This window comes from Actinacidiphila cocklensis (genome assembly GCF_907177275.1).
GTDB classification, from domain to species: Bacteria; Actinomycetota; Actinomycetes; order Streptomycetales; family Streptomycetaceae; genus Actinacidiphila; species Actinacidiphila cocklensis.
The window spans coordinates 1-13,792 of sequence record NZ_CAJSLV010000121.1; the positions used below are offsets into that span (position 1 = coordinate 1).

At 74.6% G+C, this 13,792-nt stretch carries 11 protein-coding genes; 2 read left to right on the forward strand and 9 right to left on the reverse strand.

The window, feature by feature from the left end; translation table 11 throughout:
* Positions 1 to 195: 195 nt before the first annotated feature.
* Together NFU81_RS39155 and NFU81_RS39160 are read left to right on the forward strand one after the other, a co-directional pair.
* Positions 196 to 966, forward strand: a complete 771-nt coding sequence (locus NFU81_RS39155; RefSeq protein ID WP_251501644.1) for a DUF58 domain-containing protein — start codon at positions 196 to 198, stop codon at positions 964 to 966.
* 300 nt (positions 967 to 1,266) lie between these two features.
* Positions 1,267 to 2,775 carry a transglutaminase-like domain-containing protein gene (locus NFU81_RS39160; protein ID WP_251501645.1) on the forward strand — a complete coding sequence of 503 codons (1,509 nt, stop codon included), beginning with the start codon at positions 1,267 to 1,269 and terminating at the stop codon, positions 2,773 to 2,775.
* Between the two features lie 5 nt (positions 2,776 to 2,780).
* On the opposite strand, the gene NFU81_RS39165 is transcribed toward NFU81_RS39160, so the two are convergent.
* From NFU81_RS39165 to sucB, 9 genes are all read right to left on the reverse strand, one after another.
* A complete protein-coding gene (locus NFU81_RS39165) occupies positions 2,781 to 3,551 on the reverse strand; it encodes a hypothetical protein (protein ID WP_251501647.1) in 771 nt (256 codons plus the stop codon).
* A gap of 59 nt (positions 3,552 to 3,610) precedes the next feature.
* The gene (locus tag NFU81_RS39170) at positions 3,611 to 4,675 is read right to left on the reverse strand and encodes a hypothetical protein (RefSeq protein ID WP_251501649.1); all 1,065 of its coding nucleotides are present in this window, start codon (positions 4,673 to 4,675) and stop codon (positions 3,611 to 3,613) included.
* A 211-nt stretch (positions 4,676 to 4,886) separates the two neighbouring features.
* Positions 4,887 to 6,107, reverse strand: a complete 1,221-nt coding sequence (locus tag NFU81_RS39175) for an NAD(P)/FAD-dependent oxidoreductase (RefSeq protein ID WP_251501678.1) — start codon at positions 6,105 to 6,107, stop codon at positions 4,887 to 4,889.
* A gap of 192 nt (positions 6,108 to 6,299) precedes the next feature.
* Complete coding sequence (locus NFU81_RS39180) at positions 6,300 to 7,205, reverse strand: TIGR01777 family oxidoreductase (protein ID WP_251501651.1); 906 nt, start codon at positions 7,203 to 7,205, stop codon at positions 6,300 to 6,302.
* Between the two features lie 62 nt (positions 7,206 to 7,267).
* The gene (locus tag NFU81_RS39185) at positions 7,268 to 7,780 is read right to left on the reverse strand and encodes a DUF4240 domain-containing protein (RefSeq protein WP_251501653.1); all 513 of its coding nucleotides are present in this window, start codon (positions 7,778 to 7,780) and stop codon (positions 7,268 to 7,270) included.
* Positions 7,781 to 7,894: 114 nt separating this feature from the next.
* Entirely contained in the window at positions 7,895 to 8,896 is a 1,002-nt protein-coding gene (locus NFU81_RS39190; protein ID WP_251501655.1) for a GNAT family N-acetyltransferase, read from the reverse strand.
* 189 nt (positions 8,897 to 9,085) lie between these two features.
* Positions 9,086 to 11,758, reverse strand: coding sequence for a pyruvate dehydrogenase (acetyl-transferring), homodimeric type (gene aceE, locus NFU81_RS39195; protein ID WP_251501669.1), 2,673 nt, complete (start codon positions 11,756 to 11,758; stop codon positions 9,086 to 9,088).
* Between the two features lie 213 nt (positions 11,759 to 11,971).
* The gene (locus NFU81_RS39200; RefSeq protein ID WP_251501672.1) at positions 11,972 to 12,610 is read right to left on the reverse strand and encodes a GntR family transcriptional regulator; all 639 of its coding nucleotides are present in this window, start codon (positions 12,608 to 12,610) and stop codon (positions 11,972 to 11,974) included.
* A 153-nt stretch (positions 12,611 to 12,763) separates the two neighbouring features.
* The coding region (gene sucB, locus NFU81_RS39205) for a 2-oxoglutarate dehydrogenase, E2 component, dihydrolipoamide succinyltransferase (protein WP_251501675.1) at positions 12,764 to 13,792 on the reverse strand (1,029 nt) is incomplete at its 5' end.

Here is a 13,792-nt window from a genome sequence, read left to right on the forward strand (position 1 = left end):
CCCATGTGCCGCTGCCCGCCGCGGAGTTCGTCCGCGGCGAGCGGCTGCCCGTGCGCTGCTCACCCGTCGGCAGGACGGGCGCCGCGGCGCCCGTCCTCCGCGGCACGCTGGACGACGCCCTGCCGGACGGCGCGCGCACGCTGCCGTTCGCGGGCCGCGGCTGGGACGTCACCGGCCCCGCCCTGCCCCCGCGGGGTGTGGCGGCTCGGCCCGGCCGTCGCGGAGTACCACGACCCCCTGGGCCTCGCCGTGACCCGCACCGAGCCGTCCGCGCCCGGCGCCCGGTTCACCGTCCGCCCGCGCACCCCGGCCGCCGTGCCGTGGGTCGCGGAGGCCGCCGCGGCCCACGCCTCGGGGGCCGCGCGGCTCGACACGGACGAGGCGTTCGAGATCCACGGCATGCGCCGCTACGTCCCCGGCGACGACCTGCGGCTCGTCGACTGGCGCAGCACCCTGCGCACCGGCACCTTCCACGTGCGCGAACGCCGCGGCGGCGGCTCCGCCCCGGCCGTGGTCCTGCTCGACACCGCGGCCGGGGACGGCGAGGCCTTCGAGACGGCGGTCGACTGCGCGGCCGCGGTCGCCCTGAGCGTGCTGCGGCTCGACCGCCCGGTCACCCTGGCGGGGCCGGGTGGTGCACCCCGCCGGTTCGACCCCGCGCCCGGTGCGCCCGAGGCCGTGCTCGACCTGCTCGCCCGCGTACGCCCGCGCGCCGGAGCCTCCGTCACTCCCCTCGCGCGTCTCGCCGCGGGCATGCCCGGCGGCGCCCTCGCCGTCCTGGCCACCACACGGGACCCCGCGCTGTGGCGCCCCGCCCTGTCCGCCCTGAGCGCCCACCGCGCCACGGTGGTCTGCCTCCACGCCACCCCACCCGCCCCCCGGGACCACCCGCGCCAGTACCCGGGCTTCCGCGTACTGCGCGTCACCACGGTGGACGACCTGGCCCGCGTCCCGGGGGGCCGGTGAGCGGGATGGCGGTGGCCGGGCGGCCGGTGGCGGCGGGAGCGGGCTCGCGGGTCGGTGCGGGGCGATGTGCGGGGATGGCGGCCGGTGACGGCGGGAGTGCGGCGTCGGGGTGGCGCATGGCGTCGGGCGTGGCGGTGGGCGGGGGATGGCGGTGAGGTCGGTGGTCGGGCGGCCGGTGGTGGGAGCGGGCTCGCGGGTTACTGCGGGGATGGCGGTCATGCCGGTGGTCGGGCCGCCGGGGGCGGTGGGAGCGGGCTTGCGGGCTGCTGCGGTCCGGCGACGGGAGGAGTGGTGATCGGGGTGGGGCGCGGGTGGGAGGTGGTGGGAGCGGCGGTCGGGGCCGCCACGCTCGCCGGGATGCTGCTGGCGGCCCGCGGGGCCGGCCGGGTCGGGCGGGGGCGGTCCGCGCTCGTGGCCGGGGCGGTGGTGTGCGTCGCGGCGGCATGCGTCTTCGTGCCGCTGCCGCGGATCGTGCCGCACCGCGAGGTCGTGGCGGTACGGCCGGCCGACCCGCCCGAGACCGACCCGCTGTCCCGGCTGCCGCAGTGGAACGACGCCCCGCGGGACCCGCTCCTGCACGCCCGGTTCGTCGGGCCGCCGGGGGACGCCGGCCGGTTGTGGCCGCTGCTCGCGTACGGCACCTACCGCGGCGACACGGGCTGGCAGGCGTCCCCCGCCCTCACCGCGCTGCCGGCGAACGGCACTGGCACCGGCACCGGCACCCGGGTGGAGGTCGTCCTGGCGCACCTGGAGCGCCTGGTGCCGCACCCCTTCGGCGTACGGACCGCGCAGCCGGCCGGCACCCGCTACGACCCGCGGTCCGAGGCGCTGCGCACCCCCGGTGCCGGCACGGCGTACTCCCTGGCGGTGGACACCGGCCCCCGCACACCCGTCGGGCCGCCCGCCGGCGCCACCCCGAGCACCGCGTGCGCGGGACCCGAACTGGGCTCGCTGGTCGCACGGGTGCACAAGGACGCGCCGCTCGCCGATCAGCTGGCGGGGCTGGAGCAGGTGCTGGCCGGAATGGGCGCCGCCGAGCCGGCCGGGCAGGTCGAGGACGGCTGCGCGGCGGTGACGGCGGCGCTGCGCGAAGGGCGCGGCACCAGCGACCAGTACGCCACCGCCTTCGCCCTCGCGGCCCGCATGCTCGGAGCGTCGAGCCGGGTCGTGGCGGGCTTCGCGCCCCAGCGGCAGGTCGCCGCGGACGGCGGGCTCGACGTGCTGGGCGGTGACGCCGTGGCCTGGCCGCAGATCGCCTACGCCGGCGGTGTGTGGGTGGACTACTGGCCGCTGTCCGGCCGTACGGCCCTCGGAGACCCGGGGCACACCCCGAGCGCCGCCGCCACGGAGCCCGTGCGCGACCCCCGGCACAGCGACCCCGGCGCCCGCGGCCGTTCGGTGGGGCCGCTGGTGCTCGCGGCGGCCGCTGTCCTGGTGCTGCCGGCCGCCGCCGCGGTCGCCGTCGCGCTGCGCCGCCGGCGGGCCGGGCGGATCGCGGAGGAGCGCGCGGCGGCCGATCGGTGGGCGGCGCTCGGCCCGCGGGAGCGGATTCTCGCGCTGTGGCAGCGTTCGCTGCGGGACGGCGGGGTGCCCGCCTCGCGCTCCACCACCACCCGCGACATCGGTACGGCCACCGGCCTGGCGCCGCTGCGGGAGCTGGCCGGGCTGGTGGACCGCACGCTCTACGTCCCGGGCGCGGAAGCGGGGGAGGAGGAGGCCGAGCGGGCGGAGCGGCTGGCGGCGGCCGTCCGCGCCGGGTCAGGAACGGGGTCCGGGACCCGGCGCGGGGTGGACGGCCGCCGCCGGTAGGGGGTTCAGCAGGAGCTCGCCTCCATGTTGACGGTGACCTCGTCGAGCTGCACGCTCCCCGCCGGGATCGTGATCGGCACCGACGGCTGCCACTGGGCGGCCTTCTCCGCCCCGCTCGACGACAGCCAGAAGGTGAGGATCTGGGCGGGGCCGTAGTCGTGGCAACTGCGGAAGATCTGCAGGTCCTTGGTCCAGGTGGTGGAGCCGACCTCCTGGGCGTGCCCCTCGTCGATCGGATACTCGGCGAACATCGGCCGGTCGGCCAGCGGGGTGCCCTGGCCGTTGGACAGGATCCTGACGACCACCCAGAGCCGGCCGTCGTCGGCGCTCTGCGGATACGCCGGGACCTTGAGAGTGATCACCGGATAGGGCGACTTGAGCTTCGCGCCGTTGCAGGGGCTGACGAAGGCGGCGCTGAATCCGTGTGTCTTCTTGGGCGGGGCGCACGGACTGTCGCCCACCGGCGCCACCGGCGCCGCCGGCGCCGCCGACGTCTCCGGCGCGGTGGTGACGGTGGTCGTGGTGACGGGCGAGGGGGCCGGCGTGGTGATCACCGGCCCGGCGGGCGGGTCGGCGTTCTTGTCCGAGCCGCCGCCACGCGAGACGAACGTCCCGATCAGGGTGATGAGCGCGACGACGACGAGGCCCGCCGTGCCGATCATCGCGACCTGGATCCTGGTCCTCGGTGTCTCGACCTCCACCGTGCCGGAGCCGGCGGCGACGGGTGAGGTGGTGCCGGCCGCGTCATCGGGCGTCGGCTCGTCGTTTTCTGGCATGCGGAGTCGTCCTTTCGGCTGCGGGATCTGCCGGGTGGCGCGGTCAGGCCGCGCCGGGGTCAGGGACCGGTCGGCGACGCGTTGGTGGGCGACGCGGTCGTGGGAGACGGTGTGGTCGGCGAAGGACCGGTGGGCCGGGGGCCCGTCGGCGAAGGGTCCGGGCCCGTCGGTGAAGGGCTCGTCGCCGGCGGGCTGGTGGGCGGCTGCGTGGTCGGCGACGGGCTGGGCGACGGGCTGGTGCTGGGCGACGGGCTGGTGGGGCAGGAGCCGTGCCGTTCGACGGTCACCTCGTCCATCAGCTCGCTGCCCTGGGGCAAATGGGCGATGGGCACCCCCGGCCGCCACGTGTGCGTCGACTCCTGGACGCCGGCCTCGGTCAGGAAGTAAATGCTCAGCGTCGTCCTGCCGCGATCCTGCTTGCAGGGTGTTCCGACCTGTGCCCGACCCGCCCAGGTGTTCTTCTCCTTGCTCAGGTTCGCGTCCGGCGAGATACCCGCGGGGAACATTCCGAAGACGGGCCGCTCTTTGATCGGCCCGTCCTTGTCCGTGAGTACGGTCTGGACGACGGTGAAACCGCCGTGGCCGGCCGCCGGATATCCCGAGACGTGAATGACGAGCACCGGGTAGGTGTCCGTCACGGAGTTCTCGCACGGGAAAGTGAAGTAGACCTCGAAGCCGTGGACGGTCCGCGGCGAGCCGCACCCGGCCGGTTCCGGCGTGCCCGTGCCGGCCGACGGTCCCGCGCCCGGCCCCGCGCCCGTGCCGGTGCTGTGGCCGGGCTTCCCCGAGGTGCTCGCGGTGCCCCCGGGACCGGGCGGCCCGCTGCCGCCCGACCCGGCGGTACCCCAGGTCGGCGGCCCTGTCGTGGGAGGGCCGGACTGCGGCCCCGGGCTCGTCGGCGGCCGTGAGGTGACCGTGACGGGCGCGGTCGTGAGCGAGGTCGTGGGCGGGGTGGCGGCCGGGGGAGTGCGCCCCGGCCACGAGGTCCTGACAAGGCGCACCCGGTCCGCGTCCACGGTCGTCGTGCGGTGTATCTGCGTGCCCAGTTCAAGGGCGAGGCCGGCACCGATGCAGGTGAGTGTGCAGGCGATGACGACTAATCGGGAGTCGCGTAATCCTCCCATGCCGATATTCCCCCCGGAGGCCAAAGGCCCGCTGGTGTGAGCTTGCAGAAAGTGTATCGACGGGTTCGCCGGGTGACAGCGTTTCCGAATAACCGCCGGGGGTTTTGGGCGCCGGGTTTTCCCGGTGCGGAACGGTCGGTGCCAAGGGTGCGTATTCGCATTACTGCGACGTAGGCCGGGCGCCGGTGGGCGCCCGGCGACGTCCCGGGGGTCAGGCCGCCTGCCGGCGGAGGGCCGGGAGGCGGCCGGCGTCCGAGAGCAGGGTGGCGGTGGCGCGGCGGGCCGAGAACAGTGCGCCCTGGAGGGTGCTGGTCGTGCGGTGGGAACCGCAGACGTACAGGCCGTGCAGGACGCGGACGGGCCGGCGGAGGTCGTGCGGTGCGGGCATCGCCGTGACGGCCTCGGGGTCGGTGTGCATCCCGAGCAGCTCCCATCCGTCCGTGCTCACCTCGTACAGCTCCGCCAGATGCGCCCGCACCGACTTGTCGGAGTCGCCGTCGGGCGGCGGCCCCAGCACGACCGAGGTGATCAGCGGCCGCCCGCCCGGCACCCGGGTCGGGTCGACCGCGCCGGCCGGCAGCGTGTGCGAGACCGGCCCGAGCCGGTCGGCGTCGAGCACCAGCACCGGTTCGCGCAGCGGCGCGACCGGCGCGGTGTGGTGGAAGACGGTGACCTGGTGGAAGGCCGGCACCCGCAGCCCGGGCAGCAGCCGTGCGGCCGCCTGCGCCCCGGTCGCCACCAGGACCGCCCGGCAGGGCAGTTCCCCGCCGTCGGCGACCCGGACGCTGCTGATCGCGACCCGCACCGCGGGCGTGCCCAGGCGTACCGTGCCCGGCGGCAGGGCCGCGGCGAGCTGTTCCGGCAGGACCGCGGCGCCCCCCGCGGGCAGGCAGGTGCGGCCGCGGGCGAAACCGCGCAGCACCAGGTCGGCGGCCAGGCTGGAGGTCTGCAGCTCCGGGTCGCACAGCAGCGCGGCCAGCAGCGGCCGCAGGAAGCCCTCGACCGTACGCGGGGCGAAGCCGCGCCCGTTCAGCGCCCGCGCGGCCGTCGTCTCCCGGCGGGCGGCCAGCCTCGCGTCCGGGGTGCCGGCGAGCCGGTTGAGCGTGGCGTTCATCCGCGCCCGGTCCAGCGCCGAGCCGAACGCCGCACGGGCGCCGCGCTGGTCCCCGACCCGGTAGCCGCGGCCGCCGGCCCGTACCAGTGCGCCCGGCGCGAGCGGGGCCAGCGGCAGGCCGCGCAGGCTCCGGGTGCGGTGCAGCTCGGGGTAGGAGGTGTTGAGCAGGTGCGGCCTGCGGTCCAGCCGGAAGCCGGCGACCTCGTCGGTGGCCATCCGGCCGCCGACGCGTTCCGCCGCCTCCAGCACGGTCACCGTCAGGCCCGCGTCGAGCAGGTGGTGTGCGGCCGCAAGGCCGGCGGCCCCGGCTCCGATCACGATCACGTCCACAGGTATTGCCGTGGTCTTACGGCGTGCTGGCAGAAGCACGATTTCCCTCCCCGAGGTCGGGCCGACTCCCCGCTCGTGTCAGCGCATGCGCGACCACCGAGGCGATTGGCGCAGAACGCTGGTAAGGGTCATGCCCCCATCAATGGCAACTGATGCGGTCGCAACCGGTCCGATCCGGCCTTATCCGGTACGCAACGCCGCCGCGATGGCCTGCTCGATCTCCGGGAAGGCGTACGTGAAGCCGGACTCGACCAGCCGCTTGGGCCGCACCCGCTGGCTGCCCAGCACATCCCCGGCGAACTCGCCCAGCGCCACCCGCAGGACGGGCGCCGGCACCGCGGCGAGCGTCGGCCGGTGCAGGACGCGGCCCATGGCCGCGGTGACCTCACGGTTCGTCAGCGGCTCGGGGGCGGTCAGGTTGACCGGGCCGGACAGTGCGGGGGTGTCGAGGATGTACTGCATCGCGGCGATCTCGTCGTGCAGCGCGATGAAGCTCCAGAACTGCCGGCCGTTGCCGAGCCGGCCGCCGAGCCCCGCCTTGAACAGCGGGAAGAGCCGGCCCCATGCGCCGCCCTCCCGGGCCACGACCAGTCCGGTACGGGCGAAGGCGGTACGGATGCCGGCTGCCGCGGCGGGTTCCGCCGCGGCCTCCCAGTCCTGGACCAGCTCCGCCAGGAACCCCTCGCCGGGCGGGCTGTCCTCGTCCACCCAGCGGTCGGCGGTGTCGCCGTAGAAGCCGATCGCGGTGCCGCACAGCAGGACGCCGGGCGGGCTGTCCGCCGCCGCGGCCGCGGCGGCGATCGTCGCGGTGCCCCGCACCCGGCTGTCGTACAGCTCCTTCTTCCGCGCCTCCGTCCAGCGGCGGTTCCCGACGCCGGCTCCGGCCAGGTGGACGACGGCTCCGCAGCCGCTCAGCGCGCCGGGGTCCAGCACGCGCCTTGCCGGGTCCCAGCGGATCTCGTCCGCCGCCTGCGGCTCCCGCCTGACCAGGCGGACGACGTCGTGGCCCGCGCGGGCCAGGGCGGTTGTCAGGGCGCCCCCGATCAGCCCGGACGCCCCCGTCACGGCAATACGCATGGCAGCCATCCTTCTTCCGAGGCGGACGGTCAGGTGAAGAGGGTCAGGTGAAGACGGCGCGGTGAAGAGGGTCAGGTGAAGCGGGACCAGAGTTGGGGGAAGCGGGCCGCCATGGCCGGCTCGTCGTCGAAGTCCAGCGGGTCGCCCTCGGGCCGCTCCTGGTCGGGCAGCCCGAGCTCGGGCAGCCGGACGGCCGTCAGCTGCTCGTACGCCTCGTCGGCGGCGTAGCCGAGGTCCTCGGCGTCCCCGTCCGTCTCCGCGTCGAAGTCGGTGATGAGGAAGGCGAGGTCGTCGGGCGAGTGCAGCGCGCCCTCGAAGATGTGCCGGCCCTGGCCGATGAGCCAGCAGCGGAAGTAGTCGAAGGACTCGTCGTCGGCACCGCCGAGCATGATGTCGGCGGCACCCCACAGGTCCCAGCGGAAGGCCCGGATGAAGCGGGTCTCGAAGTGCCGCGCGAAGTCGATCACCGCGTCCGGGTCGAGCTGGGCAAGACGCTCCACGAGCAGGTCGGCATGGTCCTCCGGCTCGCCGCCCGACGCCTCGCGCGTACTGTCGACGATCTCCCAGAACTGCGTCTCGTCCATCACCCGTACAGCTTCCCGGTTGCCACGCGCCGGTGCACGCCCTGTCAGCCGGATGCGTCCGTGTCGTTACGCACACCCGCCGCTCGGGCTAGGCCCTTGGGCCTGGGACAGCCCTTAGCGGCGCCGCAGGCGCAGGCGGAAGCGGACGGTGCGGCGCAGGGGGCGGAAGCCCAGGGAGGTGTTGACCGCGAGCAGGTGGCGGTTGTCGTCGGGGACGCAGGTGTGGATCTCGGCCAGGTCCGGTTGCACGGCGGGCAGCCTGCGCAGCATCTCGGCCTTCATCCACAGGCCGAGCCCGTGGCCGCGGTGGGCGGGTACGACCGCGGTGTCGTGCTGCTGGGCGCGGCGGGCGCCGTCGCCGGGCAGCAGGACGGTGGTGTAGCCGGCGACGTCACCGCCGTCGTGGAGCGCGGCGACCGTGAGCAGCCGGTCGCCGCGGCGGGCGGCGAGTTCGGCCGCCTCGTGGACGGCGGCCGGGTCCCAGCGGCAGCCGCCCGTGTCGAGGCCCGCCGCCGGCGTGGGCAGCGCGCGCAGGGCGCCGAGGAAGCCGTCGGTGAGCGTGTCGGGGACGGCGCCCTCCCAGGCGGTCAGCCGGTAGCCGGGGTGCGGCACGTCGGGGAGCTTGCCGACCGGGTCCGGGATGTCGTCGAGGGCGAGCCGCTGCCAGGTCAGCCGGGTGACGGGGACGAAGTCGCGGGTCGCGAGGAAGCCCTCGCCCGGGGTGCCGGACACCGCTTCCGCGGCCAGGCTGGCGCAACCCGCCGCGGTGGCCGCCTCGGTGACGGTGGCGAGCAGCCGGGAGCCCGTGCCGAGCCTGCGGTGCGCCGGGTGGACGGTCATCTGGACGTCGGCGGGGCCGTCGGTGCCGCTGCCGTCCGCCGCGGTGCCGGACAGCCGCAGGACGGCGGTTGCGACCGGCTCGTCGCCCGAGCCGCGCAGCAGCCACAGGACCAGCTGGCGGCGGCTGCCGGTGGTGGTCAGCCCGGCCCGCACCGCGGCCTGTGAGGGCACCGGCTCACCGGGCCGGTCGTGCGCGAGCGCGGCGGACTGCACGTGGTACCAGGCGCGGTGGTCCTCGGCGGTGGGAGCCGCCAGAGGACTGGGGTTGGCAGGCATCCGGGGGAACGTAACCGGTACTTGTAGGCGCCCGCAATCCCTTTCGAGTCAGTAGGTTAGGCCGACTCCCGGGTTCCTCAGGTTTCTTGGGTACACCTGAGCACCAACAGGCGCCGCCGCCACGGGAGTTGGCACAGGCCACACCCGTGACGGCGGCAAGGCGCCGGAGGCGTACCCGGCGGCCCGGCGTCAGAGCCCGTAGCGCTCCGCCGCCTCCTTCACCGTGGCCGGCTCGACCTCGCCGCGGCGGGCGAGGGCCGCGAGCGCCTGGACGGTGAGCGACTGCGGGTCCACCCCGAAGTACCTGCGGGCCGCGTCGCGGGTGTCCGACAGGCCGAAGCCGTCGGTGCCGACCGACGTCCAGTCCTGCTCCACCCAGGGCGCGATCTGGTCGGGCACCGCCCGCATCCAGTCGCTGACGGCGACCACCGGCCCCGGCGCCCCCTCCAGCGCGCGCGTCACGTACGGCGTGCGCTCCTCGCCGCGCAGCCGGGCCGCGTCGCACTCCAGCGCCTCGCGCCGCAGCTCGGTCCAGGACGGCGCCGACCACACGTCGGCCGCCACACCCCAGTCCTCGGCCAGCAGCCGCTGCGCGTCCAGCGCCCAGTGGATGGCGGTGCCGGAGGCCAGCAGCTGCAGCCGCGGGGCGCCGGGCGCCGCGTCGGCGGCGGTCTGGTAGCGGTAGAGGCCCTTGAGGATGCCCTCCTCGACGCCCGCCGGCATCGCGGGCTGCACCTTCGGCTCGTTGTAGACCGTCAGGTAGTAGAAGACGTCCTCGGCCTCGGGGCCGTACATCCGCCGCAGTCCCTCGCGGACGATCACCGCGACCTCGTACGCGAACGCCGGGTCGTAGGAGAGCGCCGCCGGGTTGGTGGAGGCGATCAGGTGCGAGTGGCCGTCCGCGTGCTGCAGGCCCTCGCCGGTCATCGTGGTGCGGCCGGCGGTCGCACCGATCACGAACCCGCGGCCCAACTGGTCGGCCAGCGCCCAGAACTGGTCGGCGGTGCGCTGGAAGCCGAACATCGAGTAGAAGATGTAGAACGGGATCATCGGCTCGCCGTGCGTGGCGTACGCGGTGGCCGCCGCGGTGAAGTCGGCGAGCGAACCGGCCTCGGTGATCCCCTCGTTGAGGATCTGGCCGTCCTTCGCCTCCTTGTAGTACAGCAGTTGGTCGCGGTCGACCGGGTCGTACGTCTGGCCCTTGGGCGAGTACAGGCCCGCGGACGGGAAGAGCGACTCCATGCCGAAGGTGCGCGCCTCGTCCGGGACGATCGGCACCCAGCGGCGGCCGGTCTCCTTCTCCCGCATCAGGTCCTTGACCAGCCGCACGAACGCCATCGTGGTGGCGATCTCCTGCGTGCCCGAGCCCTTCTCCAGGCTCGCGTACGCCTTGTCGGGCGGCAGCGGCAGCGGTTTGGCGACGACCTTGCGGGCCGGGGCGGGACCGCCGAGTGCCGCGCGCCGCTCGCGCAGGTAGCGCATCTCGGGCGAGTCCTCACCGGGGTGCCAGTACGGGACGGTGCCCGCGTCCAGCGCGCTGTCCGGGATCGGCAGCTCCAGCAGGTCGCGCATCGCGCGGAACTGCTCGTTGGTGAGCTTCTTCATCTGGTGGTTGGCGTTGCGCGACTCGAAGCCGGCGCCCAGGGTGTAGCCCTTGACCGTCTGCGCGAGGACCACCGTCGGGGCGCCCTTGTGGTCGAGGGCGGCGCGGTAGGCCGCGTAGACCTTGCGCGGTTCGTGTCCGGCGCGCGAGGTCTGGAACAGCTCGATCAGCTTGGCGTCGGAGAGCCGGCCGCCGATCGTGCGCAGCGAGGCGTCCGCGCCGAAGAAGTGCTCGCGGATGTAGGCCGCGTCGCGGGTGGCGTAGGTCTGGAACTGCGCGTCGGGCACCTCGCGCAGCCGCCGCAGCAGCGCGCCGTCCACGTCCTGCGCGAGGACCTCGTCCCAGGCCGCGCCCCACAGCGCCTTGACCACGTTCCAGCCGGCGGCGCGGAACTGCGACTCCAGCTCCTGCACGATCTTGAAGTTGGGGCGGACCGGGCCGTCGAGCCGCTGCAGGTTGCAGTTGATCACGAAGGTCAGGTTGTCCAGGCCCTCGCGGCCGGCCAGCGCCAGGGCGGCCGTCGACTCGGGCTCGTCCATCTCGCCGTCGCCGAGGAAGGCCCACACGTGCGAGTCGGAGGTGTCCTTGATGCCGCGGTGCTCCAGGTAGCGGTTGAAGCGCGCCTGGTAGATCGCGGACAGCGGGCCCAGGCCCATCGAGACGGTGGGGAACTCCCACAGCCACGGCAGCCGCCGCGGGTGCGGGTACGAGGGCAGGCCGTCGCCGCCGGCCTCCTGCCGGAAGCGGTCGAGCTGGCCCTCGGACAGCCGGCCGTCGAGGAAGGCGCGGGCGTAGACACCGGGGGAGGCGTGGCCCTGGATGTAGAGCTGGTCGCCCGAGGTGTCGCCCTCCTTGCCGCGGAAGAAGTGCTGGAAGCCGGTCTCGTACAGCCAGGCCGCCGACGCGAAGGTGGCGATGTGGCCGCCGAGCCCGAGCTTGCTGCCGCGGGTCACCATGGCGGCCGCGTTCCACCGGTTCCAGGCGGTGATCCTGGCCTCCAGCGCCTCGTCGCCCGGGTAGGCGGGCTCGGCGGAGGTCGGGATGGTGTTGATGTACTCGGTCTCGAGGAGCGAGGGGAGCGCTATGCCGTCGGCGCTGGCGCCTTCCAGCGTTCTGCGCATCAGATACGCGGCCCGGTGCGGCCCCGCCGCCTTGGTGACGGCGTCGAGCGACGCGAGCCACTCGGTGGTCTCTTCCGGGTCGCGGTCGGGGATCTGATCGAGCTGACTCGGCCGGGTACGGCCAACGGCGTCAGGCATGGGTGTGCCGCCTTCCGAGCGGAGGAGGTGGTGAGTGCGAGTGATGAGTCGGCAGACAGGGCTCGCCCTCCGGCTTCCACGATATTCCGCGATCGATGATCGATCAATGCTTCGCGGCGACCGATTCCAAGTCGGCACGGGGTGCCAGCCTTCCGGGCACGCGGTGCCTCGCCCGCTCTCCTTCGATTCCCAGGGCGACGCCCTGGCGGCGGGTCAGACCTGCGGGGCGCAGCTCAGGACGTGCGACTTGATCAGTTCGCAGATACGGGGGTCGCGGCGGGTGAACGCCTCGACGATGTCCTGGTGCTCCGACGCGTAGGCACGGGGGGCGGGGCTGAGCCAGCGGATCGACAGTGTGGTCCACACCTCGATGCCCAGCGACTCCCACGTGTGCAGCAGCACCGCGTTGTCCGCCGCACGGACCAGCTCGTGGTGGAAGGCCACGGTGTGCCGCACCTGGGCCTCGCCGTCGAGCGTCGTGTCGGCCACCCGCAGCGCGGCGACCTCGCGCTCCAGGGCGGCCGGGTCGGCGGCCAGCCGCTCCGCGGCCAGCTCGGCAGCGACCTGTTCGAGGCCGGCCCGCACCGGATAGCTCTCCTTGAGGTCGGCCGCGGTGAGCCCGCGCACCCGCACGCCCTTGTTCGGCGCCGACTCGATCAGCCGCAGCGCCTCCAGCTCCCGCAGCGCCTCCCGCACGGGAGTCTGGCTGACCTGCAGCTCCACCGCGATCCTGCGCTCCACGATCCGCTCGCCCGGCTTCCAGCGCCCGCTGACGATCCCCTCCAGGATGTGCTCGCGGATCTGCTCGCGGAGGCTGTGCACGACCAGGTGGGGGACGGCGGCAGGGGCCATGGGGCGCGCTCCTTCACGTGTTGCGTGACTTAGACGATACGACGGGGAAGCAACCGTGCCTCCCCCGCGGCGGCCGCCGGCATGCGGCGGCGCCCCCGTCCCGGGTGAGCCGGGACGGGGGCGCCTGTGCCGTACAGCGGTCGTGCGGGGCGCTTACAGGCCCAGCTCGACCTCGAACTCGCCGGCCTCGAGGATCTCCTTGACCGCCGTCAGGTAGCGGGCCGCGTCGGCACCGTCCACCAGCCGGTGGTCGTAGGACAGCGACAGGAAGGTCATGTCGCGCACCCCGATGACCGTGCCGTCGGGGGTCTCCACGACCACCGGGCGCTTGACCGTCGCGCCGATGCCCAGGATGGCGGCCTGGTTCGGCGGCACGATGACGGTGTCGAAGAGCGCACCGCGCGACCCGGTGTTGCTGATGGTGAAGGTCGCACCGGCCAGGTCGTCGGGGGTGATCTTGCTCGCCCGGACGTTGGCCGCCAGCTCCGCGGTCTTCTTGGCGATACCGGCGATGTTCAGGTCGCCCGCACCCTTGATGACCGGGGTCATCAGACCCTTCTCGGAGTCCACCGCGATCCCGATGTTCTCGGAGTCGAAGTAGGTGATCGTGCCCTCGTCCTCGTTGATCCTGGCGTTGATCACCGGGTGCGCCTTGAGGGCCTGGGCCGCGGCCTTCACGTAGAACGGCATCGGCGAGAGCTTGACGCCCTCGCGGGCGGCGAAGGACTCCTTGGCCTGGGCGCGCAGCCGCATGACGCGGGTGACGTCCACCTCGACGACGCTGGTGAGCTGCGCCTGCGAGTGCAGGGCCTTCATCATGTTGTCGCCGATGACCTTGCGCATCCGGGTCATCTTGACGGTCTGGCCGCGCAGCGGGGACACCGCGACGGCGGCCTTCGGTGCCGCGGCGGCGGCCGGGGCCGCCTTGGACGCGGCGGCGGCAGCGGCCCTCGCGGCCTCCGCGGCGGCGATGACGTCCTGCTTGCGGATCCGACCGCCGACGCCCGTGCCCTGCACGGAGCCGAGGTTCACGCCGTTCTCGGCGGCGAGCTTGCGGACCAGCGGGGTGACGTAGGCGCCCTCGTCACCGGTCACGGCCGCCGGAGCGGGCGCGGCCGGGGCGACCGGAGCCGGCGCCGGGGCAGCTGCCGGAGCAGGCGCGGGGGCGGCGGGAGCTGGGGC

Excerpts from the sequence above, each read along its gene's own strand:
- NFU81_RS39165 (WP_251501647.1), bottom strand. The coding sequence starts at position 3,551 with ATGCCAGAAAACGACGAGCCGACGCCCGATGACGCGGCCGGCACCACC.
- NFU81_RS39170 (WP_251501649.1), bottom strand. The coding sequence starts at position 4,675 with ATGGGAGGATTACGCGACTCCCGATTAGTCGTCATCGCCTGCACACTC.
- NFU81_RS39180 (WP_251501651.1), bottom strand. The coding sequence starts at position 7,205 with ATGGCTGCCATGCGTATTGCCGTGACGGGGGCGTCCGGGCTGATCGGG.
- NFU81_RS39185 (WP_251501653.1), bottom strand. The coding sequence starts at position 7,780 with ATGGACGAGACGCAGTTCTGGGAGATCGTCGACAGTACGCGCGAGGCG.
- NFU81_RS39190 (WP_251501655.1), bottom strand. The coding sequence starts at position 8,896 with ATGCCTGCCAACCCCAGTCCTCTGGCGGCTCCCACCGCCGAGGACCAC.
- aceE (WP_251501669.1), bottom strand. The coding sequence starts at position 11,758 with ATGCCTGACGCCGTTGGCCGTACCCGGCCGAGTCAGCTCGATCAGATC.
- NFU81_RS39200 (WP_251501672.1), bottom strand. The coding sequence starts at position 12,610 with ATGGCCCCTGCCGCCGTCCCCCACCTGGTCGTGCACAGCCTCCGCGAG.